At 66.9% G+C, this 21,238-nt stretch carries 22 protein-coding genes and 1 pseudogene; 12 read left to right on the top strand and 11 right to left on the bottom strand.

All coding sequences use genetic code 11. The features are described 5' to 3' along the window. Both ON22_RS00470 and ON22_RS00465 read left to right on the top strand, forming a co-directional pair. A pseudogene (locus ON22_RS00470) lies at positions 1-768 on the top strand (PPE family protein); the annotation flags it as partial. Between the two features lie 41 nt (positions 769-809). Beyond that, positions 810-1,595 carry an ESX secretion-associated protein EspG gene (locus tag ON22_RS00465; RefSeq protein ID WP_231508522.1) on the top strand — a complete coding sequence of 262 codons (786 nt, stop codon included), beginning with the start codon at positions 810-812 and terminating at the stop codon, positions 1,593-1,595. 140 nt (positions 1,596-1,735) lie between these two features. Here the strand turns inward: ON22_RS00465 and ON22_RS00460 are convergent, their stop codons facing one another. The 3 genes from ON22_RS00460 to ON22_RS00450 all read right to left on the bottom strand — a co-directional run bounded on the left by ON22_RS00460 (position 1,736) and on the right by ON22_RS00450 (position 3,841). Further along, a complete protein-coding gene (locus ON22_RS00460; protein ID WP_033243819.1) occupies positions 1,736-2,401 on the bottom strand; it encodes a histidine phosphatase family protein in 666 nt (221 codons plus the stop codon). After that, positions 2,398-3,315: a prephenate dehydratase gene (gene pheA / locus ON22_RS00455; RefSeq protein ID WP_033243818.1), complete on the bottom strand. Its 918-nt coding sequence runs from the start codon at positions 3,313-3,315 to the stop codon at positions 2,398-2,400. Before pheA ends, ON22_RS00460 begins: the two co-directional genes overlap by 4 nt. A 94-nt stretch (positions 3,316-3,409) precedes the next feature. Next, positions 3,410-3,841, bottom strand: a complete 432-nt coding sequence (locus ON22_RS00450) for a hypothetical protein (RefSeq protein WP_033243817.1) — start codon at positions 3,839-3,841, stop codon at positions 3,410-3,412. Between the two features lie 157 nt (positions 3,842-3,998). Here ON22_RS00450 and ON22_RS00445 point away from each other — a divergent pair, with 157 nt between their 5' ends. The 5 genes from ON22_RS00445 (at position 3,999) to ON22_RS00425 (ending at position 8,369) form a co-directional block, all read left to right on the top strand. Beyond that, a complete protein-coding gene (locus ON22_RS00445) occupies positions 3,999-4,757 on the top strand; it encodes a DUF2470 domain-containing protein (protein ID WP_033244429.1) in 759 nt (252 codons plus the stop codon). 75 nt (positions 4,758-4,832) lie between these two features. After that, positions 4,833-5,612, top strand: a complete 780-nt coding sequence (locus ON22_RS00440; protein ID WP_051157004.1) for a CPBP family intramembrane glutamic endopeptidase — start codon at positions 4,833-4,835, stop codon at positions 5,610-5,612. 111 nt (positions 5,613-5,723) lie between these two features. Further along, complete coding sequence (locus ON22_RS00435; protein ID WP_033244427.1) at positions 5,724-7,094, top strand: LCP family protein; 1,371 nt, start codon at positions 5,724-5,726, stop codon at positions 7,092-7,094. Between the two features lie 76 nt (positions 7,095-7,170). Then, positions 7,171-7,725, top strand: coding sequence for a ferritin (locus tag ON22_RS00430; protein ID WP_033243816.1), 555 nt, complete (start codon positions 7,171-7,173; stop codon positions 7,723-7,725). A gap of 92 nt (positions 7,726-7,817) precedes the next feature. Further along, positions 7,818-8,369 (top strand): ferritin, encoded by a 552-nt coding sequence (locus ON22_RS00425; protein WP_033243815.1) that lies wholly within the window; start codon positions 7,818-7,820, stop codon positions 8,367-8,369. Positions 8,370-8,639: 270 nt separating this feature from the next. On the opposite strand, the gene ON22_RS00420 is transcribed toward ON22_RS00425, so the two are convergent. From ON22_RS00420 to ON22_RS00405, 4 genes are all read right to left on the bottom strand, one after another. Next, positions 8,640-9,560 (bottom strand): DUF5926 family protein, encoded by a 921-nt coding sequence (locus tag ON22_RS00420; RefSeq protein WP_033243814.1) that lies wholly within the window; start codon positions 9,558-9,560, stop codon positions 8,640-8,642. A gap of 74 nt (positions 9,561-9,634) precedes the next feature. Further along, positions 9,635-10,420: a glycerophosphodiester phosphodiesterase gene (locus ON22_RS00415; RefSeq protein ID WP_051157003.1), complete on the bottom strand. Its 786-nt coding sequence runs from the start codon at positions 10,418-10,420 to the stop codon at positions 9,635-9,637. Further along, entirely contained in the window at positions 10,417-11,466 is a 1,050-nt protein-coding gene (locus ON22_RS00410) for a DUF4328 domain-containing protein (protein ID WP_033243813.1), read from the bottom strand. Before ON22_RS00410 ends, ON22_RS00415 begins: the two co-directional genes overlap by 4 nt. A gap of 18 nt (positions 11,467-11,484) precedes the next feature. Further along, positions 11,485-11,853: a rhodanese-like domain-containing protein gene (locus ON22_RS00405; protein WP_033243812.1), complete on the bottom strand. Its 369-nt coding sequence runs from the start codon at positions 11,851-11,853 to the stop codon at positions 11,485-11,487. 491 nt (positions 11,854-12,344) lie between these two features. Here ON22_RS00405 and ON22_RS00395 point away from each other — a divergent pair, with 491 nt between their 5' ends. The 3 genes from ON22_RS00395 to ON22_RS00385 all read left to right on the top strand — a co-directional run bounded on the left by ON22_RS00395 (position 12,345) and on the right by ON22_RS00385 (position 14,763). Beyond that, positions 12,345-12,983: a hypothetical protein gene (locus ON22_RS00395; RefSeq protein ID WP_033243810.1), complete on the top strand. Its 639-nt coding sequence runs from the start codon at positions 12,345-12,347 to the stop codon at positions 12,981-12,983. Positions 12,984-13,328: 345 nt separating this feature from the next. Further along, positions 13,329-13,952, top strand: coding sequence for a superoxide dismutase (locus ON22_RS00390; RefSeq protein WP_033243809.1), 624 nt, complete (start codon positions 13,329-13,331; stop codon positions 13,950-13,952). A gap of 283 nt (positions 13,953-14,235) precedes the next feature. Next, a complete protein-coding gene (locus ON22_RS00385; protein ID WP_033243808.1) occupies positions 14,236-14,763 on the top strand; it encodes a hypothetical protein in 528 nt (175 codons plus the stop codon). A gap of 84 nt (positions 14,764-14,847) precedes the next feature. Here the strand turns inward: ON22_RS00385 and ON22_RS34315 are convergent, their stop codons facing one another. Next, a complete protein-coding gene (locus tag ON22_RS34315) occupies positions 14,848-15,243 on the bottom strand; it encodes a hypothetical protein (RefSeq protein ID WP_051157001.1) in 396 nt (131 codons plus the stop codon). Between the two features lie 531 nt (positions 15,244-15,774). Here ON22_RS34315 and ON22_RS00375 point away from each other — a divergent pair. Both ON22_RS00375 and ON22_RS00370 read left to right on the top strand, forming a co-directional pair. Then, entirely contained in the window at positions 15,775-16,509 is a 735-nt protein-coding gene (locus tag ON22_RS00375; protein WP_033243807.1) for a TMEM165/GDT1 family protein, read from the top strand. A gap of 110 nt (positions 16,510-16,619) precedes the next feature. Then, positions 16,620-17,387, top strand: coding sequence for an SDR family NAD(P)-dependent oxidoreductase (locus ON22_RS00370; RefSeq protein ID WP_033243806.1), 768 nt, complete (start codon positions 16,620-16,622; stop codon positions 17,385-17,387). A 374-nt stretch (positions 17,388-17,761) separates the two neighbouring features. Here ON22_RS00370 and ON22_RS36455 read toward each other — a convergent pair whose 3' ends face one another. The 3 genes from ON22_RS36455 to htpG all read right to left on the bottom strand — a co-directional run bounded on the left by ON22_RS36455 (position 17,762) and on the right by htpG (position 21,230). Next, on the bottom strand, positions 17,762-18,178 hold the full coding sequence (locus tag ON22_RS36455) for a hypothetical protein (RefSeq protein WP_156052271.1): 417 nt from the start codon (positions 18,176-18,178) through the stop codon (positions 17,762-17,764). A 267-nt stretch (positions 18,179-18,445) separates the two neighbouring features. Next, positions 18,446-18,928, bottom strand: a complete 483-nt coding sequence (locus tag ON22_RS00355) for a hypothetical protein (protein WP_156052270.1) — start codon at positions 18,926-18,928, stop codon at positions 18,446-18,448. Positions 18,929-19,271: 343 nt separating this feature from the next. Further along, complete coding sequence (gene htpG, locus ON22_RS00345) at positions 19,272-21,230, bottom strand: molecular chaperone HtpG (protein WP_033243802.1); 1,959 nt, start codon at positions 21,228-21,230, stop codon at positions 19,272-19,274. Positions 21,231-21,238: the final 8 nt, after the last annotated feature.

Here is a 21,238-nt window from a genome sequence, read left to right as displayed (position 1 = left end):
GGTGTCCTCAACGGCAGCTCCCAGGTTGCAGAAACGGCGAAGGCCGCCCTGGATCTGCGAGCCGCACTCACTATGGAGACCTACGAGGCGGCCATTACGGCGCTGGTGCTGACACCGGGCGAATTCCTCAACCCGCCGCCGATCGCCAACGGCGCCGGCACGGCCGATCCGGGTCCCGCCGAGGATGCCATGAAGGAAGCCAACGGCGATCCGGTGAAGATGCTGGCCGCGGCGGGTAGTGCGCTGGCCCAGAACCCCGGTGTCGCGAGTGCGGTTACCCAGGCCGCGAATGTAGCAACGTCGGTGGCGGGCACCGGCGTCACCACCGTCGGCAATCTCGGCGCGAATGCCATCGCCGCGGCCACCACCACATCGGCGCCGGCCTCGGTGGCGCCGATGCCCGGCATGGTGACCGGCGCGGCAGCGGCATCCACCGCGGCGGCCGCCACCCGGGCCGGTGGTGTGCCCAGCTCGGCCCTGGGGCTGAACAACGGTGGGCTGAAGGTGCCCGAGGGTTGGGGTGCCCCACCCGCGGGCGGCGGCGCACCCGCCACCGAATCCGTCGCCGTGACGCGTAGCGAGACTGCCCCCGTACGTCCGACCGGCCCCGGCACCGCCGGGAGCCCGCTGATGGGTAACGCCCGTGGCAACGGCGAGGACGAACAGGACCACGACGCGGCCGATTATCTGCGCGGTGATCATTTCGCCGACGGGCGCTACATCGCGGACGGCGTCATCGGCGCCGAACCCCAGCGGACGGACAAGTGACGGTGCTGGGTGGGGGGCGCGGGGCGTCCATGCTCGCGGCAGTGACGCTATCGCTCGACGAAATGCAGTATCTCCTGGAAAAACTGGAGATCGACGAGGTCCCGGTCGTGCTCGACGCACGGGGTCGCTACGACAACGAGGCCGACCACGACAGAGCTATGAAAGCCGCCGAGCAGTTGCTGATCGAACGGGAACTGCTCGACGGCGATCGTATCCACCCGGATCTCGCCGACCGGCTACGCGGCCTGTACCGGCCGCACTGGGAGGTCGCACTGCGACTCTTCGTGGGTGGCCAGGCGAGCCGGATGTGCCTGGCGAAGGGCGACGATTTGGTGACGGTCGCCCTGCGTGGGCCGACCTCCTACATCGTCGATGAGGCAGGCGAAGATCTACCCGGACCGGTGATGGCGGCCCTCGGCCCCGGCCAACCGCTGGAACTGACCGGAATGAATGCGCCCACCGAACAACTCGTGCCGATTTTCGACGACACCGGGGATCCGGCAGCCACCGCCGCTCGGCTGGCGAAGGTCGGCAATCCCACCCGGGATGCGCAGGCCATCGCCTCGGCCATGGCGCATTGTGAATCGCATGCCGAAATCGTCGGGGTCGTCTACGGGGACGCGAGTCGCGATGTTGCCGACAACCATATCGCCGTATTCAATACCCGGGCGGGCCGTTTCATCGGCACCGCCAGCATCGCGGACGACGGAACCAAATGGACGTCGTTCAGCAGCGGTACGGATGCCCGGCTGCGAATCGCCTTGCAGGATCTGATCAATTCACTGCCCGAACGTTCGGAATTCCCGACCAACCCGGCGCTGGCCTGACGGCCCGACCGGTCGAAGCCGATTCACCCCTGTGCGTTGCCTACGCACAGGGGATCGGTGAGTAACAAGGACAGAGTTCTGGGCGTCTCCGGACACGGCCGGGGCTGGGCCCATGGCAGTGAGCACCCGAGGCTCGCTCGCTACCCCATGGGATCGTCGGCGCCGAATTCGGCTTTACCGCCGAACGGCGGAGCGAACCGGCCCCAGCGGACACATTCCCAGCCACCGCCGGGCCGGGCGACCAGTTCGATCGTCTCGGTGTTGTCCAGATGATTATTGGTGGTGAAAGGCGGGGCCACCCCGGCCAGTTCGCGGCCCAGCAGCCGCATGGCCGCGCCGTGGGTAACCACCAGAACATCGCCGCTGTCGCCGGCTTCCAGCAGGTATTCCGCACGCAGATCGGCGATTGCGGGCAGGAAGCGGTCGAGTACATCGCGACCCGATTCTCCGCCGGGAACACGCTCGGTCAACCTGCCCTCGTGCCAGGACCGGTAGACCGCCTGGAAATGTTCGTGGGCTTCGGGACTGGCCGATCCGTCCAGGTCACCGAGCTGCACCTCGTGGACATCGTCGCGGGCTATCGCCCGCACTCCGGTGGCCGCCTCGATATAACCGGCCGTTTGGCGGGCCCGTAGCGCATGCGAATGGAAGAGGGCGCGCGGCGGGGTCAGTAATCCCTCGCCGAAGGCCTTGGCCTGGGCGGCGCCGCGTTCGGTGAGCGGCAGGCCGGGCAGTTTAGTGTCCAGGATCTTGGCGACGTTTCCTTCGGTTTCGCCGTGCCGGACCAGGATGAGTTTGGCGGTCACAGGTCGGCCACCCCTTTGCGTAGCTGGGTCAACCAGAGCGCTGCATCCTCATCCGACGGCGGCGGTGTGCCGTTCGCGGAGGTGGCCGGCCAGGAGCCGAGGAATCGGATATGCGCCGTGCGGTGCAGCGCCTTCAATGCCTCGGCCACCGCGGCGTCTTCGATATGGCCGACGCAGTCGAGGTAGAAGCGGTAGGTGCCCATACCGGTCCGGGTGGGGCGGGATTCGATCCGGGTGAGATCGATTCCGCGGGTGGAGAATTCGGCGAAGGCCCGCATGAGGGAGCCGGGCATGTTCGGCAGTTCCTCGATCACGATCGAGGTGCGGTCGCTGCCGGTGGGGGCCGGTGCCACGCGCGGCGCGGTGACCAGTACGAAGCGGGTGACGGCCTGGTCGTGGTCGGCGACCCCGGCGGCGAGCACCGTCAAGCCGAGCCGTTCTCCCGCCAGTGCGGTGGACACCGCGGCGTCCGCCAGGCCGTCCCGGACATCTTCCGCGGCCGCGGCATTGGAGTTGGAGGTGTGGATCGAGATATCGGTCCAGGTATCGGCCACCCAGTTGCGGACCTGCGCCAATGCGACCGGGTACGCGGCCAGTGACCGGACGGCGGCGATATCGGTTCCGGGCCGGGCGAGGATGGTGAACGTCACTTCCAGTTCGGTTTCGGCGACGATCTGCAACCGCGGCCCGATGGCCAGCGAGTCCAGGGTCGCCGAGATGGAACCTTCCACCGAGCTCTCGATCGGCACCACTGCCGCGGCCGCGGAACCCGCACGCACCAGGTCCAGGGCGGCTGCCTGGCTGGGAGCGGCGATCCGCTCGACCGGCCCGTCGAAGGACCCCGAGCTCTCGAATTCGGCGAGGGCCATCTCGGTGAATGTTCCGGACGGACCGAAATAGGCGATACGCGGCACGTCTACGAGGGTACTTGTGCGGGCGGTGTGCTCGCCCCCGGTATCGGGTACCCGGATGCGCGGACGCGGAACGCCACACGGAGGCACCCGCGGGTCAGTCTCCCGTCTCCGCGGGGCGTAGCGCCGCACGTAGCGCGCGCTCTGTCTCCACCGGCGTATCACTCTCGATCCCGAGCAATATTTCCCGGACGGCGTCGGCTGCGCCACTGGAAAGACCGGCCAGGAATACGATATCCGGGCTGTTCAGCGCCTTACGGATATCTTCGCCGCACAGTGCGGCAACCGTGCCGGCAAGAACCGCCAGGGCCTGTGTGCCGTCCTCGGCGCGGGCTACGAAACCATCCGGGCGGTGCGCGGCCTCGGCCAGGAAGTCGGCGATGCGTTCGTCCGGCAGGGCCGGGTCCAGCCGGCGTTCGCCGGTGAATTGCCCCGCCGGTACGACCAGGCCGTCCACCAGTCCGCGTTCGACCACGCGTTTGGGAACGCTCAGTTCCACCAGTACCGGTTCGGACTCGCCTGCGACCACTCTTCGATCGTAGGCAGGGCGGCGGCGTAGCCACCGGGCACCCGGCCCTGCCGCCTGCTTACGCGGCGATCCTCTTGCGCCGCACCCGACTTTAACTTAGCTTAGGTTTACCTAATTCTCGATCGTGAAGCCGGGTCCGCCCGCACTGGAGGTACCGATGGCGCCGACCGCCCCTGCCCCGTCCACCGCCGAACGCGTCCGCAGCGCCTGCGCACACGCCGAAGAGGCCGTTCTCGCGCTGCCCGGCGCCGATCCGACCCCTGTACCGGTGCACTATCTGCGCCAGTGCGGCGATGTGGTGATCGCGGTACCGAACGAGAGCGCCGCGGTCTACGCCGCTCGGGAACAGGTCGCCGGCGCCCCCGCCGTTCTCGAACTCACCGATCACGCCCCGCTGCCGCTGCGCGAACCGGTCCGGGCGCTGGTCTGGCTGCGCGGCTGGATCCGTGCGGTGCCCGCCCGCGCCCAGCGCACCCTGGTCACTGCGGTCGCGGAGGAATATCCACATCCCGGTCTGCTCGATATCGGCCACACCACCACCCTGCTCCGGTTGGTGCTGAACTCGGCGGTCGTCGCAGATTCGGCCGGCGCGGAATCGGTCTGCGTCGACGATCTACGACTCGCCACCCCCGACCCGTTCTGCGGGATGGAATCGGCATGGCTGCAGCATCTGGACGCCGATCACGCCGATGTGGTCGCACAGTTGGCCCGGCACCTGCCGGCCCGGCTGCGCCACGGCCGGATCCACCCGCTGGCCATCGACCGCTACGGCCTCACCCTGCGCATCGAAGGAATCGAAGGCGATCACGATTTCCGTCTGCCCTTCGCCACACCCGCCGAAGATGTCGAGGCGCTGAGCCGGGCGGTCCGCACCCTCGCCGGCTGCCCATTTCTCAACGGTTTGCGTTCCATCTGAACCCGGCGGCCCGCGCATCGGCCGGTCCGTGCACCTCGGACCGCGCGTCCGGACACTGGGCCATAAGTTCGGTACATGAGCGAAAGCGGTTGGACGGTCGGTGACCGGCTACGGGAGCAGCGGGCTGTCCGGCTCGAAATTCTCGTTGTCCTCGGTGTCACGTTCGGCCTGAGCGGGATGAATGCCGCGCTGTCGCTGCTGGAGAGCGCGCTGGCGCCGGGCGGTGTCGGCGAGCAGACCGTCGCGTTGAATTCGTCACGGACGAGTCAGTCGGTGCTGGACCTGCTGTTCCAGCTGCTCGGTGTGGCGCGTTTGGCCGCGTGGGCGGGGCTCGGGCTCTACCTGCTGTGGCGCAGCGGGCTGGGGCCCCGGGCGATCGGTCTGGCCCGGATGCGTTTCCGGCCCGATGTACTGCACGGGCTGGTGCTCGCCGCGGTGATCGGGCTTCCCGGTTTGGGGCTGTATCTCATCGCCCAGAGCCTGGGGATCAATGTGACGATCGTGCCGGACGCACTGGCCGACCATTGGTGGCGGATGCCGGCGCTGGTGCTTTCCGCCTGCGCCAATTCGGGCGCCGAGGAGATCGTGGTGGTCGCCTATCTGCTGACCAGGCTGCGCACGCTGGGCTGGTCGGATAATTCGGCCCTGGCGGCTTCGGCGCTGCTGCGTGGCAGCTATCACCTTTACCAGGGGCTCGGTGGCGGGATCGGCAACGTGGTGATGGGCGTGATCTTCGGGCGGTATTGGCAGCGCACGGGCCGGCTGTGGCCGTTGGTGATCGCGCACGCGGTGATCGATGTGGTGGCCTACATCGGCTACGGAGTGTTACGTGGGCGGGTGTCGTGGCTGCCGTGAGGTCCGCCGCGTAACCCGGCTGGACACGATCGGCGCCCTCACCTGGGATGCAGTCCGGCCGGTCCGGCGCTAACGAACAACGGCGACAACGATAAGTACAGTCTGATGATGATGAACGGCGACGACCCACGGATGCGCCGGGTGCCGCCGCAGAACGGAGCACCCGGACGAGGCCCCGCGCGCCGGCCCGCCCCACCCCCGCCGCCCGGCGGGCGCCCACCGGCCGAACCGCCGCAGGTCATCCGCCGCGGTCCGGGCCCGGCCCGGGGCGGCCGGCCCACAGAACGCTATGAACCGCCCCGGGCGTACTCCCAGGCCCCCGAGGGAAGGCAAGCTGCGCCCGCGCGCCCGCCGGCGCCGGGACGTGGCGGCAAACCCGGTCCGCACACGCATGCACCCACGCAACGTCCGGTGCCCTACCGCGAATCCGAGTACGCACCCAGCCGGCGTCCGGCTCCGGACCGCGGAGGTCGCAGGCGGCCACCGCCCCCGGGCCGGGATGCACCGTACGGCGGTGCCGCCCCGCGGCCGCGAAGCCGCCGGAAACGCCATATCGGCCGGTGGGTTCTCGTTTTCCTGCTGGTACTGGTCACCGCGCTGGTGTACGCCGTCGTGAAACTCGACGGTTCACTCACCAGAATCGACGCGCTCGGCGATTATGAGGACCGGGTCGGCAATACCGCGGGTACGAACTGGCTGCTGGTCGGATCGGACAGCCGGGCCGGGCTGTCCGACGACGAGGCGCAGGGCCTGGCCACCGGCGGTGACGTCGGCGACCCGCGCACCGATACCATCATCCTGGTGCATATCCCGCCCTCGGGGCGCACCACTTTGGTGAGCCTGCCGCGCGATTCCTATGTCGGTATCCCGGGCTACGGCCAGGACAAACTCAATGCCGCATTCGCTTTCGGCGGGGCGCCCCTGCTCACCCAAACCGTGGAGATCGCTACCGGATTGCATATCGATCATTACGCCGAGATCGGTTTCGCCGGTTTCGCGGGTGTGGTGGACGGGCTGGGCGGTATCGATGTGTGCGTACCGCAGGCCATCAACGATCCGCTGGCCGGGATCGATATTCCCGCGGGCTGTCAGGAATTGAACGGTCCCCAGGCGCTGGGCTTCGTGCGCAGCCGGGCCACCGCACTCGCCGATATCGATCGCATGAACAATCAGCGACTGTTCCTCTCGGCCCTGCTGGAGAAGGCGACCAGCCCGGCCACCCTGGCCAACCCGTTCGCGCTGTGGCCCATGGCCAGTAATACCGCGCGCTCGCTGACCGTCGATTCCGACGACCATATCTGGGACCTCGCCCGGCTGGGCTGGTCGTTACGGGGCGATACCCTGGCGACGAGCGTGCCGGTAGGTGGATTCACCGATACCGCCAGCGGCAACGTCGTGTTGTGGGCGAAGCCCGATGCCAGTCGGTTCTTCGAAGCGCTGGCCAACGGCGATCCGGTCCCGGCGGAGCTCACCACCGAGTGAGCCCGCCTGGCCCGGCGACGACCACTCGTCGCAGCCCGGGCGCCCAGCCTGTCTTCGAACGCGCGATAATCGATATATGCACGACAGCGACCTGGCTCAGCCGTTCACCGCCCTGCTGCGGGCCCAGGTGCAGCACGGGCTCACCGCTTCGCAGCAGTATCTGGCCGCGGCGGTGTACTTCGATATCCAGCGGTTGCCACGGTTGGCCGCGCATTGCTACGGCCGGTCGGAACAGCAGCGCGGACATGCGCTGCGGATCGTCCAGTATCTGATCGACCGAGATCTCGAGATCAGCATCGGCGGCCTCGGCGAAGTGCGCCAGACCTTCGAATCACCTCATGCCGCAGTGGCTTTCCTGCTCGCCCGCGAGCAGACTCTGACCGATCAGGTCACCGAACTCGCCAAGGTGGCCCGGGAATGGGCGGATTTCCTCGGTGAGCAATTCATGAGCTGGCTGCTCGAGTGCCAGCAACAGGATGTGGCCGGTATGTCGACCTTGCTGGCTGTGATCGATCGCTCAGCCGGGAATTTGTTCGATGTCGAAGACTTCGTGGCCCGGGAGCTGCCCACGGTCGCACCGCAAACGAACAGCTCGGTGCCGAAAATGGCCGGAGCCGGCCGAAATAAATAAGGCAATACTATCCTCATTCGAATAAGGCAACACTAGCCTCAATAAGGCTGCACTTGGATGACATAGCCCCTTTCCGGCGTTAATGTCAAGGCATGTCCAATCATCCGGAGAGCCCCCGCAGCAAATTCCACGGTTTGCTGCACGATCAAATTCGGCACGAGTTCAACGCCGAGCATCAGTACATCGCCATCGCCGTGTGGTACGACAACGCCGACCTGCCTCAACTCGCGAAACGGTTCTACGCGCAGGCCGTCGAGGAACGCAATCACGCGATGATGATCGTCCAGTATTTCCTGGATCGGGATATCAGCGTCGACATTTCCGGCGTCGATGCAGCAAAGTCGCATTTCGAGAATTCCCGCGAGCCGATCGCGCTGGCACTCGATCAGGAGAAGACCGTTACCGACCAGATTGTCCAGCTGGCGAGTACCGCCCGCGAAGAAGGCGATTATCTGGGCGAACAGTTCATGCAGTGGTTCCTCAAGGAGCAGGTCGAGGAAGTTGCGAAGATGACCACGCTGCTCACTGTCGCCGACCGCGCCGGTTCGAACCTGTTCGATCTCGAGGAGTTCATCGCCCGCGAGATGAGCGATGACCCGACCTATGCGCCGGGCTCGCCCTCGGTGGCCGGCGGCCATATCTGATAACTGGACAGTCCGCCCCGCCGAGTAACCGCCGCAATGCGGACGGCTCGGACGAGGCTCGTGGACTGTTTCCCGGGTGATGAATAGGAGCATCGGCCGTCCCGGCCTACTGCGCCGAGGTCGGGCGGCCGATGCTCCAGCACGTCAGCCGGCGCCGGGTCGTGTGTCGGCTGACGTTCGTCGCCGGGGGGTTCCAGAAACGGCGACCTCTGAAACCTAGCGGAGATCAGCTTCGGAAAGAAGGGTTTTTCGGAAATTTCTCCGTTTTATTCAGCGGAGGGTCACCTGACGTGACCGCAGCCCGTCCCGTGAGCGCCGCTGATCCGAGGTCAGCGGCGCATCGACCGCCAGCGCCTCGGCCAAACGTTCGCCGAATTCCGTTGCCGGTGTAGCCCATTCGCTCACATGGCGCTCCGGATCGAGATCGAAGACCGGAACCAGCAGCCCGTGCGTACGGAACGAACCGGCAAACCGCGACCCCTCACCGAGATGCAACCCACCCGCCGCGTGCAACCGGGCCAGCGCCAGCATCAGATCATCTTCCGACTCCGGCCGGACCCAGCGCAGATGGGCCTTCTCACCGGCATCCACCCACCAGGGCGCACCGATCGCCGCGGGCCCGAGATCCAGCCGATCCGACGGCATGATGGCCTCTTTGGCCTGCTCGATGGTGGCGGCGATCTGCGGATCGGGTTGCACCCCTTCCGGCACCCACCAATCGAAATCCTGGTGCACCACCAGATCCAGCGCCGCATCCGCCACGATCACATCGGAAAGCGCGGGCCCGCCCGGCGCGGCATGCGCCACGGCCAGCGAATCACCGGGTTCGGCGGATTGCGCCCACAGAACCGACGCCGCGATATCCGCGGCCGGGTCCACCGTCGGGGCCTGTACCTGCACACCGATATATCCGGTCGGTGTATCGACGGCGCGTACCAGCGCGGCCACCGCACCCGGCAGCACAGTCGCCAGGACTACCGGTCGCTCGGCGGCGATACCGGGAGCAAGCGTCAATTCGGCAGTCGCCGACGGGACGAACTCGCGCAGCGCGACCAGATCGCATTCCGCGGCCAGCCCCTCGAAAGGACGGGCGACGGCAGATTCGGCCTCCTGCAATGCCGCTCGCCGCTCGGCCAGACGCTGGGCCCGGTTGCCTCCGGGTTTCGGACTATTGCGTTTGCTCTTACCCACGGCTGGTCAAATTACACGGCATACCGGTCCACCGGCGGCAGGCCACTCGGTTCGGAGCCCGGCGAGTAGCCGCTTCAGCGGTTGGCGAGGACAGCCTTCGCCCGCCCCGGGTGGTTCGTCGCCACCCAGCTCACCCCGAGATCCGCGCACAGCGCGATATCGTCGGGTTCGTCGACCGTCCAGCAGTAGGTCGCCCGGCCGGCCGCCGCAGCCTTGTCCACCAGCTCCGGATGTTCGCGCAGAGTTTTCACCGAGGGCCCCACCGCGGTCGCACCCACGGTCGTCGCCGCACTTCCGCCCAGGTAGCGGGAGGATTCGCCGAGCAGCACGGTCGGCAGCAACGGCGCCGCCCGGCGGATCCGCCAGACCGCGGTGGCCGCGAACGACATCACCACCGCCCGCGAATGGGCCGCCGACGCCGGGGTGGCGATCCCGAAACGCTGCAGTTCGGCCAGGACTTTGTTCTCCACCAGCGACCCGTATCGGACCGGGTGCTTGGTCTCGATGAACAGTTTCGTCGGGCGGCTACGCCAATCCAGCACCAGTCCGATGAGTTCGCTCAGCGTGAGCACACCGGCCGGGGAGCCGTCACCGAAGTCCAGTTCCTTCAGCTCGGCCAGCGTCAGCTCGCTGACCAATCCGGTACCACTCGAGGTGCGGTCCACCGTACGGTCGTGCACGCAGACCAGATGACCGTCGCGGGTGAGCCGCACATCGCATTCGACCCCGTCGGCGCCCTCTTCCAGCGCAAGTTCGTAGGCCGCCAGCGTATGTTCCGGACGCGCGGCCGAGGCGCCGCGGTGCGCGACCACGAACGGCGCACGCGGGCCCTGGACCGACTGGTCGCTGTGCTCGCTCACTGGGCCACAACCTCCTGTGCTGCTCGGCCGGCACCGTCCCGGGACTCTGCCGACCCGGCGTCCGGCGCCGTGCTCACCGTAGCGGCACCGCCGGGATGCACCGGTTCGATCAGCGGGGTGGCCGGATCGACGGCCACCACCCAGCGGTGGGCGAGCCGGTCGCGGCCGCGCAGATCGCGGCCCTCGACCGTGCGCACGACCCAGAGTGTCAGTACGGCGACAGCGGCCGCGGCCAGATCGGTCAACGCGGTGAACAGCACGCCGTCGGCCTGGGCCTGCAGCGAATCGGCGGTCCGCCAGTACAGCGCCGCCACCGCGAGCAGGCCGCCGAGAACCCAGACCGCCCACCAGATCCGCACCGCCCGCAACGGGCGCGGATCACCGCGTTCGGCCAGGATTTCCGAGAGGAATACACCGGGCCAGATCAGGTTCACCACCGGAATCAGGCAGCCCAGCGCAAGTATGCGCGGTGACCGCGGGTCCCGGCGACCGGTCGCGGCGAAGGTGGCGCGACGCGCCTCGATCAGCCAGCCCAGCGCGGCCACCGCGGCGACCAGCGCCATGATCAACGCGAATAGCGCGGCGGTGTTCACGAGTGCGTCGGAGAACCACAGCAGCGGCGGTTCGATCAGCCGGGTGCGATTGCGCAGCAGAAGCAGGTATCGGCCGAGTTCGGCCACGGCGGCCAGACCGAACAGCACGGCGGTGGCCGGCAGCGCGGTGTACACCCAGCGGGTGAGCGTGCTCAGCGGACGGGGTTGGTCGCGGTCGTGCGCGGCTACCGGGCGGTCCTGTAACCCCCAGCGCGGAATCTCGGTGTATCGGGGCGTCGCCGCGGATACCCGGCCCGTTCCGGCGGTACGGCCGGAACGGTCGAGACGACCGGGCCGGCGGGCGACCCAGCGGTAATTACGGCGCTGCGGCGGGGCGTCGATCGGGCCCGGGGACAGCAGAACGCCGCGGCACCGCGGGCACCAGTGCATCGGCGTACCCTGCACCGCCCAGCGTGTACCGCAGCGGGCACAAGGCTGCACCACCGTACTCACCGCGCACCTCGCAATTCGTCAGTAGATCGTCGCGGGCCCGGGGCCCTCGCCGGCCAGCGGACGGCCGAGCTGCTGCCAGGCCACCATGCCGCCGGCCACGTTGACCGCAACGCATCCGATGTTCACCAGATACTTGACCGCCTCCATCGAGCGGCCGCCCTGCCGGCAGATGACATACAGGTCGGCGTCCGGATCCAGTTCGCCGTAGCGCGCCGGGATATCGGACAGTGGGATGTGCACGGCGCCCGGCGCATGGCCGAGCTGCCACTCGTCGTCTTCACGCACATCGAGCAGGACGACGGCAGCCGCCTCCGCCTGCCCGGGCGGCTGATCGAATTCGGCCGGTACGGCCTCGACCGATACCGACGGGACCCCGAAGCTCGTCACGTTACTGATCCTGCCACAACCGCCGGTACTGCCGCCGGGTCCGGGGCGAGCGTCCGCAGGCACGCCCGGTCACTGCCGGCCGGCGGTCCACAACTGTCCGGACCGGACCGACACGCCGGGCGCTGCCGAAGATTCGCCGGATCGGGATACCGCTGCGATCCGATCGTGCGCCGGCCATATCCATGGATGGCCCCGTGATGAGTAATATGCATAATTCGCACCGTGTTCCGGCGCAATCAGCTACCATTCAGCGCACCATTATCCCAGGTTCCCCGGATCGACGGCTCGACCTGCGGTAACGGTGGACCCGAACGGCCGATCCGGTACTCCCCTCCAAAAAATCCCGGAGCGGCCGTCCGGCCACTGCATCGCGCCGCGCCCCGTCGCGACCCGATAACCAGTTGGACGCCGCCGGTGCCGAATCGGTTCCACCGGAACCGGAAAAATCGAAAATCCCCTGATCCCCGTGCTGATCTCGGTAATCTGGCGCCATGACATCGACCAGGGGGTTACTCGAAGAATTGGACAAGGCCGGTCTCGACAAAGCACTTTCGGAGGCCGGCTGCCTGGGATCGACAGTCGATTCCGAGGCCAAACGACTGATACTCGACCTCGAGGTACTGAGCCTGCCGGAGCAAACCACCGGCATCGCCACCGGCGACGCCACACCGGGCACCCATACGGAACGGGTGCAGCTCATCTTCCACGGGGTCACAAGAATTGCCGCATCGTTGCGGATGCAGCGGTGGGACGATCTGGAACCGCGAATCCTGCCGTTGGAGCTCACCGGCCTCGACGCCGCGATCGCCAGTTTCGGCGGTAGCCGGCTACACGGCTGGGAATTCGTCGACCTGGACGACAGCAGCTGGACGCTGTGGAGCGAACTGCTCAGCTTCGACACCACCATCGATACCCGGATCTCCCGCCATGTCCTGGAGTTCTCCCAGGAAGAAGGAGTCGATCCGCGCGAACTCGATATCCGGGTCTGGTTCGATTCGGTCACCGCACAGCGCGCCGACGGGGCACCCGTACCGCTACCGGAGCTGGTCTCCGGTTCTCAGCGCTGGTGGGCGGCCCACGACAAGGGTGACCCGCGCGCATCGCATCCGGGTATCGCACCGCCGTTGTGAACCATCGCCGAGCGGTCCGCAGCGGCGGCCGCCGGTAAACGTCTGCTGCGCCGCTGCTTCCGCTGCTCGGGTAGCGCGGTGGATGGTCGAGGGCCGGCGCCGATGGCCCCGGTGCCGAGTCCGGTGACCGTGCTCGCCTTCCGCGCGAGACGGGCCGCCGACTCGCATCCGGCCAGGTCGGACCGGGCAGGCGGCGGCGGATGTATCACAGGACCGGAACAAAAATGGTCGGTTTCGCCTCCGTGTGGAATGGTGGGGTGTCGGGGCGAGTTGGACCGATCGGGTGTACGAATGGTCGGGAGCCTCCCGTAAAGGACGCGCTCGACCCGACAAGGAAGGGACATCGTGGCTGAGTACACGCTGCCAGATCTGGATTACGACTACGGCGCCCTGGAGCCGCATATCTCCGGGCAGATCAACGAGATTCACCACTCGAAGCACCACGCGACCTATGTCGCCGGGGTGAACACCGCACTGGAGAAGCTCGAAGCCGCGCGCGAAGCGGGCGATCACGGCGCCATCTTCCTGCACGAGAAGAACCTCGCATTCCACCTGGGCGGTCACGTCAACCACTCCATCTGGTGGAAGAACCTCTCCCCCAACGGCGGCGACAAGCCGACCGGTGAGCTGGCCGCCGCCATCGACGACCAGTTCGGTTCGTTCGACAAGTTCCGCGCGCAGTTCACCGCCGCGGCCAACGGTCTGCAGGGCTCCGGCTGGGCGGTGCTCGGCTACGACACCCTCGGCCAGAAGCTGCTGACCTTCCAGCTCTACGACCAGCAGGCCAATGTTCCGCTGGGCATCATCCCGCTGCTGCAGGTCGATATGTGGGAGCACGCGTTCTACCTGCAGTACAAGAACGTCAAGGCCGACTACGTGAAGGCCTTCTGGAACGTGGTCAACTGGGCCGACGTCCAGGAGCGTTTCGCCAAGGCCACCAGCCAGGCGAAGGGCCTCATCTTCGGCTGATCGCCGCGTCGAGATCACCGGCCGAACTCTGGCCGGAAACGACGTAGCCCACCGAGCCCGCGGACCTCGAGGTCCGCGGGCATTTCGGCGTTTGCCGGTGAACTGGCACTCTCTGGTACTTGTGTGCCAGACAACTTCTGGGAGATGCTCGAACTTCACACAACTTGCGGTATGAGCGAGTCAGGCCCGAAGGCGGTAGCGAAGCGTAACCACGCAGGGCCCTCGCTCATGCCGAGTAGATACAGACGGGCAAGGCCGCCCCGGTATCCGTACGGGAGGCATCATGCGCGGCAACGGTCAAATCGGCGTGACGCCGTTCCACGCCGGCGGAACACTGCGCGGTTTCGTGATCTCCGGCCGCTGGCCGGATACGACCAAGGAATGGTCCCAACTGCTGGTGCTCGCGGTACGCGTGGCCTCCATGCCCGGCCTCCTCACCACCTCGACGGTTTTCGGAGTGCGCGAGGACCTACCCGATGATCCGGCACCCGATACGGTCGGGCTGGTGATCGCAGAAGGCCCGGTACTGGGCGAGGAAAGTGTGCAACCGGGACTTTTCGGCGAACACACACCGCCTGCCCTGTTCATGCTGCATCCCCCGGCGGAAACCAATCCCTCACTACCGGAGTGCACGGGCGCTGCTTCCGGGTGCGTACTGCTGCCAGGGCTGCCGCACCTCGGCCTGGAACACCGGGCCGCCTGGGCCGAAGCCGAGGCGGACGGGACGGTCACTTCCCTGGTCAGCAGGGTGGGACTGGACCCGATCAGCGATCCCGACACCGCCGTGCTGGCCATGTTGCTGGCCGCCTGATCCGGTGCCGAGCCCGGCGGTTCCCGGGCTCGCGTCGATAGCGCTATCAGCCTGTCGAAACCGACGAGGGCACCACTCAGCTGGTTACTGCAGCTTCGACAAGATCTGCGCGAGCTTGTCCATGACAGCTTGCTGGCCTTGTTGCAAGGTGGCAACGTCGGCGCGCAACTCCGCCTGCCCGGTTTCGAGCTGAGCCTGGCCGGTTTCGAGCCGAGCCTGGCCGGTTTCGAGCCGAGCCTGCCCCGCCCGCAGCTCCTGAACATCGGCACGCAGCTTGGTCTGCCCGGCTTCGAGCCGAGCTTGACCGGTCCGCAGATCCTGGACGTCCGCATGCAGGCTGCCGAGCTCCCCCACGACCGCATTGTGGTTGCTATCGATGCGAGCTCGGAGACTCCGGACCGATTCCGGTTCCCGATCGCGCTCGTTGATTGTCTGCACAACCTGGGCTTCCAGTACAGCCAAGCGGTTCTCGATCGACATCTGACGTGATCCTCTCGTTGGTCGGTAGTGTACCGATCGACCGGACCCATCAGGCTCACGTTCGGTCACACGGCTCACGGTTCTCGGTGATCCGGCCGCTCACCGGCCGGAAGCATTTCCCACAACTCGCAAGGACCCACACCCCCGGTCCGACCTTCGAGCACCCCCCGTTTCGGTTCAGGGCTCGCGATCTGATTGCTGGAGCGATGCCGTCGAACCATTCCGGATGACCGGACAATGGTTATCAGGGTCCCCTAACTATGCTGCTACCTTACCCAAACTTATTGCTGTAAGCCATATTTCACTGTTGCGCAATTGCGACACCGGCAGAGGTGCGATAAGGTTGCCAACAGCGAAGGGGAGTAGCCCCCAATTACGCGGTCGACATACTGATCACGCCGCCCCGGCGGTGGATCCGGTCGCGTGAACCGGTACCCCGGTGGGCGAGACCTTCGGCCGGACAGCTATTGCGGTGCCGGCCGGAGGCATCCTGTCTCCGGCCGGTGAACCGGAGGATCGGGAGCCCCTCGGATGATCGCCACCATCGGACTCGCCATCGGTATCGTTTTTCTTGCCGAACTGGGTGATAAGTCCCAGCTCATGGCGTTGACCTTCGCTCTGCGTTATCGCTGGTGGGTGGTGCTCGGCGGGATCACCGTGGCCACCGCCGCCGTGCACGTACTCTCGGTCGCCATCGGACATTTCCTGGGTGCCGCCCTGCCCACGACGGCCATCGCCTGGGTCGCGGCGGTGACCTTCCTCGCAGTCGGTGTCTGGACACTGCGCGAACTCGTCGGCGACGACGACGGTGAACCTTCACCACCCAGGTTCGCCGCCGCCGCGCCCTTCTTCGTCGTCCTCTCCGCCTTCCTACTGGCCGAACTCGGCGACCGCACCATGTTCGCCACAGCCGCGCTCGCCACCGACAACAACTGGGCGGGGGTCTGGCTGGGATCGACCATCGGCATGGTCGCGGCCGACGCGCTGGCTATCGCCGCGGGCATTCTGCTGGGCAAGCACCTCCCCGAACGGGCCATCGGATTCGGTTCGGGGCTGCTGTTCCTGTTCATCGGCGCACTGACCGCACTGAACACCGCGGCCCCGGCCCTCGGCCTGCTACCGGGAATCGGCCTCGCCCTGGCGGCGCCCGCCGTGGCAGCGGTGACGCTGTGGTGGCTGCGTACCCGCCGGATGGCCCGGGAAATGGCGGTGACCTCGGCAGACACCGCGGATATCGGCGACCGCCCGGTTGGTGGGCAGCACTAGCATCCGGTGACCGATCCGCGCAAGGGGACCGTCCACGACCCCGGTGTATCCACGGGCTAGGGTGCAATTGACGTTAGGCCAACTGGCTTGTCACGAACGAGAGGACCATCGTGGAGATTTCGGGTTCCGCCGCCATCGTCACCGGGGGCGCGTCCGGTCTGGGCGCCGCCACCGCCAAGCGTTTCGCCGATCTGGGCGCCACCGTCTTCGGGCTCGACGTACCGCAGTCGATCGAGCGCGCCGGCGACAATGTCCCCGACGGGGTCACCCTGCTCGCCGCCGATGTCACCAGCCACGACGAGGTCGCCGCCGCCGTCGCCAAGGTGGTCGAATCGGGTATCCCGCTGCGTATCGTGGTCAACTGCGCCGGTGTCGGCTGGGCCGGGCGCATCCTGTCCAAGAACGGCCCGCACGATCTCGAACTGTTCCGCACGGTGATCACCGTCAACCTGCTGGGCAGCTTCAACGTCATGCGGCTGGCCGCCGATGCCATCGCCAAGACCGACGCGGTCGACGAATCCGGACAGCGCGGTGTCGTGATCAACACCGCTTCCGTCGCGGCGTTCGAGGGCCAGATCGGCCAGATCGCCTACTCGGCGTCGAAGGGCGGCGTACACGGTATGACCGTTCCGGCCGCACGTGACCTCGCGCAGTTCGGTATCCGCGTCAACACCATCGCCCCCGGCATCATCGATACCCCGATGCTGGCCGGTGTCACCGAGGAATACCGCCAGGGCCTCGAGGCCGGCGTGCCGTTCCCGTCGCGGCTGGGCCGCCCGGACGAGTACGCGCAGCTCTCGCAGTACATCGTCGAGCACGACTACCTCAACGGCGAGACCATCCGCATGGACGGCGCGCTGCGCATGGCGCCGCGGTAACCACCTCCCCTGACGACACGACGCCCGCCCTCCGAAGCCGGAGGGCGGGCGTTCGTCCTGCCGCGGCAGCGGAGAGCTAGCCGGCGCTCCCCGTCGGGAGCCGGAGCCCGTTCGCACGCTCGGCCCGCCATGCGTCGCAGATCGCGCGATCGGCCCATTCCCGATCCACACCGTCTGCACGGCAACCCTGGCGCGTGTAACCGTCACGGTCGAGGCCGAGCCGGTCGTATCCTCCCCGGTCGTATCCCTGCCGGTCGTAACCCCACCGGTCGTAACCGAAGCGATCGAAACCGTTGCGGTCATAACCGAAGTCGTCGTAGCCGTCGGCATCGTAGGGATCGTCCGGGCCGTTTCCGACACAGTGTGGGGCGTGCTCAGGTATGCCGTCGGGACAATCGGCGGGTAGTGGCGGCCGCACCGGCGTCGTGGTCGGCGGCACCGGCGTCGTGGTCGGCGGCACCGGCGTCGTAGTCGGCGGCACCGGCGTCGTAGTCGGCGGCACCGGCGTCGTAGTCGGCGGCACCGGCGTGCCAGTGGGAGCAGGCGGCAGGGTCGGCGTGTTCTGGGTCGGCACCGGCGGTTCTGCGGCATCCGGCACCGCATAAGCGGAGGCGGCCAGAATTACGGGCGCGACCACGGCGCTCAACAGTGCGGCCCTGATGGCGGTACGGCGCCGGCTCCTGCCACTCGTAACGGCTGTCGACATCCTCGATCTCCAATCCGAGCGCTCTCCCGCGCTTCGACCGGACTATCGCCGCTCCGCACGATTCCTGTACAAACTGCAGGTCCATGTAGACGAGGGCCGGCCGACTGCCCCGAGGCGGAGCGGAACACACTGCCGCACAGCCGAACCCGGTAACGGATATCTTGCCGCCCCATCAGCTCTGCCCCCTTCGGCCGAATTCACGGTGCTGCACAGGCGTTCGGTGGATTCGGGAACCTTACCCGTTCGACATTCCTATTTCGGTTGTCGTAGGTATCCCGCAGTCCCGCTACAACCGCTCCCGCCGGCCGGCCGGAAAGCCGGGCGGCGGGCGTGCGCCTTCCAGGTGCGCCTATTACAGGAGGCCGGTTCGATCGGCGAAGGGTCCGGCAGCCGCCACGCGTGCCCGCCAGGCATCGCAGATCCGGCGGATTGCCCACTTCTCATCGTTGCCGTCGATACGGCATCCGTCGCGCGTGGAGTCCCACCGGTCGTAACCGTCCTCGTCGTAACCGTCCTCGTCGTAACCCCACGTGTCAAAGCCGTCGCGGTCATAGCCGTCACGGTCATAACCCCACCGGTCGAAACCCTCCTTGTCGTAACCGCGCTTATCGCGACCGGATCGGTCATAGCCGTCACGGTCATAGCCCCACCGGTCGTAGCCGGAGGAGTCATAGTCATCGGAGACGGGGGCGAGGTGCGTCGTGATCGGACCTATCCCTGGTTCCGCCGACGCCGGTGCCACTGCCAGGACGGGGGCCGCGAGCAGCGCCCCGAGCAGCGCGATCCGAAGCGAGGTGGAGCGCAATCCACGGCGCGCCGCAGTGGTAGTCGACATGATCGATCTCCTATCCGGAACACGATTCGCGTATTCCGGATGATCCATCGGCCGTACCCCTTGACGAATTACAAACCGCAGGTCAAAGTCCTGGCGAAAACCTTTGCGTCCAAAGAGGGTTCGGATGGTACGCCGGTCAACCCATACTGCGTACCGGCCGAGCACGACCTGCCGGTGCCCCGGCCTCGGGCATGCGGTGGCCGCAGCAGCGAAATCGTGGAAGCCGCGTACTCCTCGGCCACCTCGTCCCACAGGTGACCGAGGCGGTTCGGGCCTCCGTTCTGCGGCCGGCACCGACGGGGCCGGGAGGAGGCCGCGGGGCAAGCCGCGGCCTCCGGAGCAGTCAGAGCGTACGCGTCAGCCGGTCGGCGAGGATCTGCGCGAATTTGGCCGGATCCTTCAGTTCCCCGCCTTCGGCCAGCACAGCCGTCCCGTACAAGAGCTCGGCCGTCTCGATCAGCTCGGGGACCTTACCCTCGTCCGCATCGTCCTTGCGGGTGTCGTAGGCATCGCGCAGCCCGGTCACCAGCGGATGGGTGGGGTTGAGCTCGAGGATCCGCTTGAACTGGGGCAGTTCCTGACCCGAAGCCCGATACATACGTTCCAGCATCGGGGTCATATCGAAGACATCGCCGACCAGGCAGACCGGCGAGGAGGTGAGCCGGGAGCTGAGGCGGACCTCCTTGACGCTGCCCTCGAGGGTTTTACCCAGCCAGGTCAGCACCTCGGCGAAATCCTTGTCCTGCTGTTCGCGCAGGGCCTCGGATTCCTTCTTCTCCTCCTCGGTTTCCAGATCGACCTCGCCCTTGGCGATCGACTGCAACGGTTTGCCGTCGAACTCCGTCACCGATCCGACCCACATCTCGTCGACGGGATCGGTGAGGATCAGCACCTCGCGGCCCTTGGCTCGGAACGCCTCCAGGTGCGGTGATTTCTCCACCTGTTCCCGGGATTCGCCGGTCATGTAGTAGATCGCGTCCTGGCCCTCGGGCATCCGCTCCACGTACTGCGCCAGTGTGGTGGCCTCGGTATCGGAGTGGGTGGAGGCGAACGACGACACCTCCAGGATCGTCGCCTGGTTGTCGAAATCGGAGAGCAGGCCCTCTTTGAGGACCCGGCCGAATTCCTGCCAGAAGGTGCGGTACTTGGTCTGATCCTCGGCGCCCTGCAGCTCCTTGACGGTGCTCAGCACCTTCTTGACCAGGCGTTTACGGATCATCTGGATCTGCCGGTCCTGCTGCAGGATTTCGCGGGACACGTTCAGCGACAGATCCTGTGCGTCCACCACCCCCTTGACGAAACGCAGATACTCCGGCATCAGCTCTTCGCAGTTGTCCATGATGAACACGCGCTTCACGTAGAGCTGCACACCGCGTTTGTGCTCCCGGGTGAACAGGTCGAACGGCGCCTGCGACGGCAGGAACAGCAGCGCCTGATATTCGAAGGTGCCCTCGGCCTTGAGCGGGATGGTCTCCAGCGGCTCGTCCCAGGCATGGCTGACATGCTTGTAGAACTCGTGGTACTCCTCCTCGGAGACCTCGCCCTTGGGGCGGGTCCAGAGGGCCTTCATCGAGTTGAGCGTCTGCTCCTCGACAACGGTCTTCTCCTGCTTGTCTTCGCCTTCGCCCTCGGTGACGGTCCGCTCGACCTGCATCCGGATCGGCCAGGCGATGAAATCGGAGTACTTCTTGACGATCTCGCGGAGCTTGTGCTCCTGCGTGTAGTCGAAGAGGTGATCCTCGGTGTCGGCCGGTTTCAGATGCAGCGTGACCGCGCTGCCCTGCGGCGCCTCGTCGAGGGTTTCGATGGTGTAGGAACCCGAGCCGGCCTCGGACTGCCAACGGGTCGCGGTGGTCTCACCCGCGCGGCGGGTGGTCAGCTCGACCTTGTCGGCCACCATGAACGTCGAATAGAAGCCGATACCGAACTGGCCGATCAGCTCCTCGGCGGCGGCATCGGATTTGGCCTCGTTGAGTTTGCGACGCAGTTCGGCGGTACCGGACTTCGCCAGGGTTCCGATCAGATCCACCACTTCGGCACGCGACATGCCGATGCCGTTGTCCCGGACCGTGAGGATCCGCCGATCGGCGTCGACCTCCAGCTCGATATGCAGGTCGTCGGTGTCGACGTGCAGATCCTTGTCCCGATAGGACTCCAGCCGCAGCTTGTCCAGCGCGTCGGAAGCGTTCGAGATCAGCTCCCGCAGGAACGTGTCTTTGTTGGAGTAGACCGAGTGGATCATCAGCTCGAGCAGCTGATGGGTCTCGGCCTGGAACTCGAGTTGTTCGACGTGCTCTGTCACGCTGTCAC

Origin of the sequence: Nocardia carnea NBRC 14403, assembly GCF_000308515.1 — a bacterium.
GTDB classification, from domain to species: Bacteria; Actinomycetota; Actinomycetes; order Mycobacteriales; family Mycobacteriaceae; genus Nocardia; species Nocardia carnea.
This window is presented reverse-complemented; position numbering and strand designations above follow the sequence as displayed.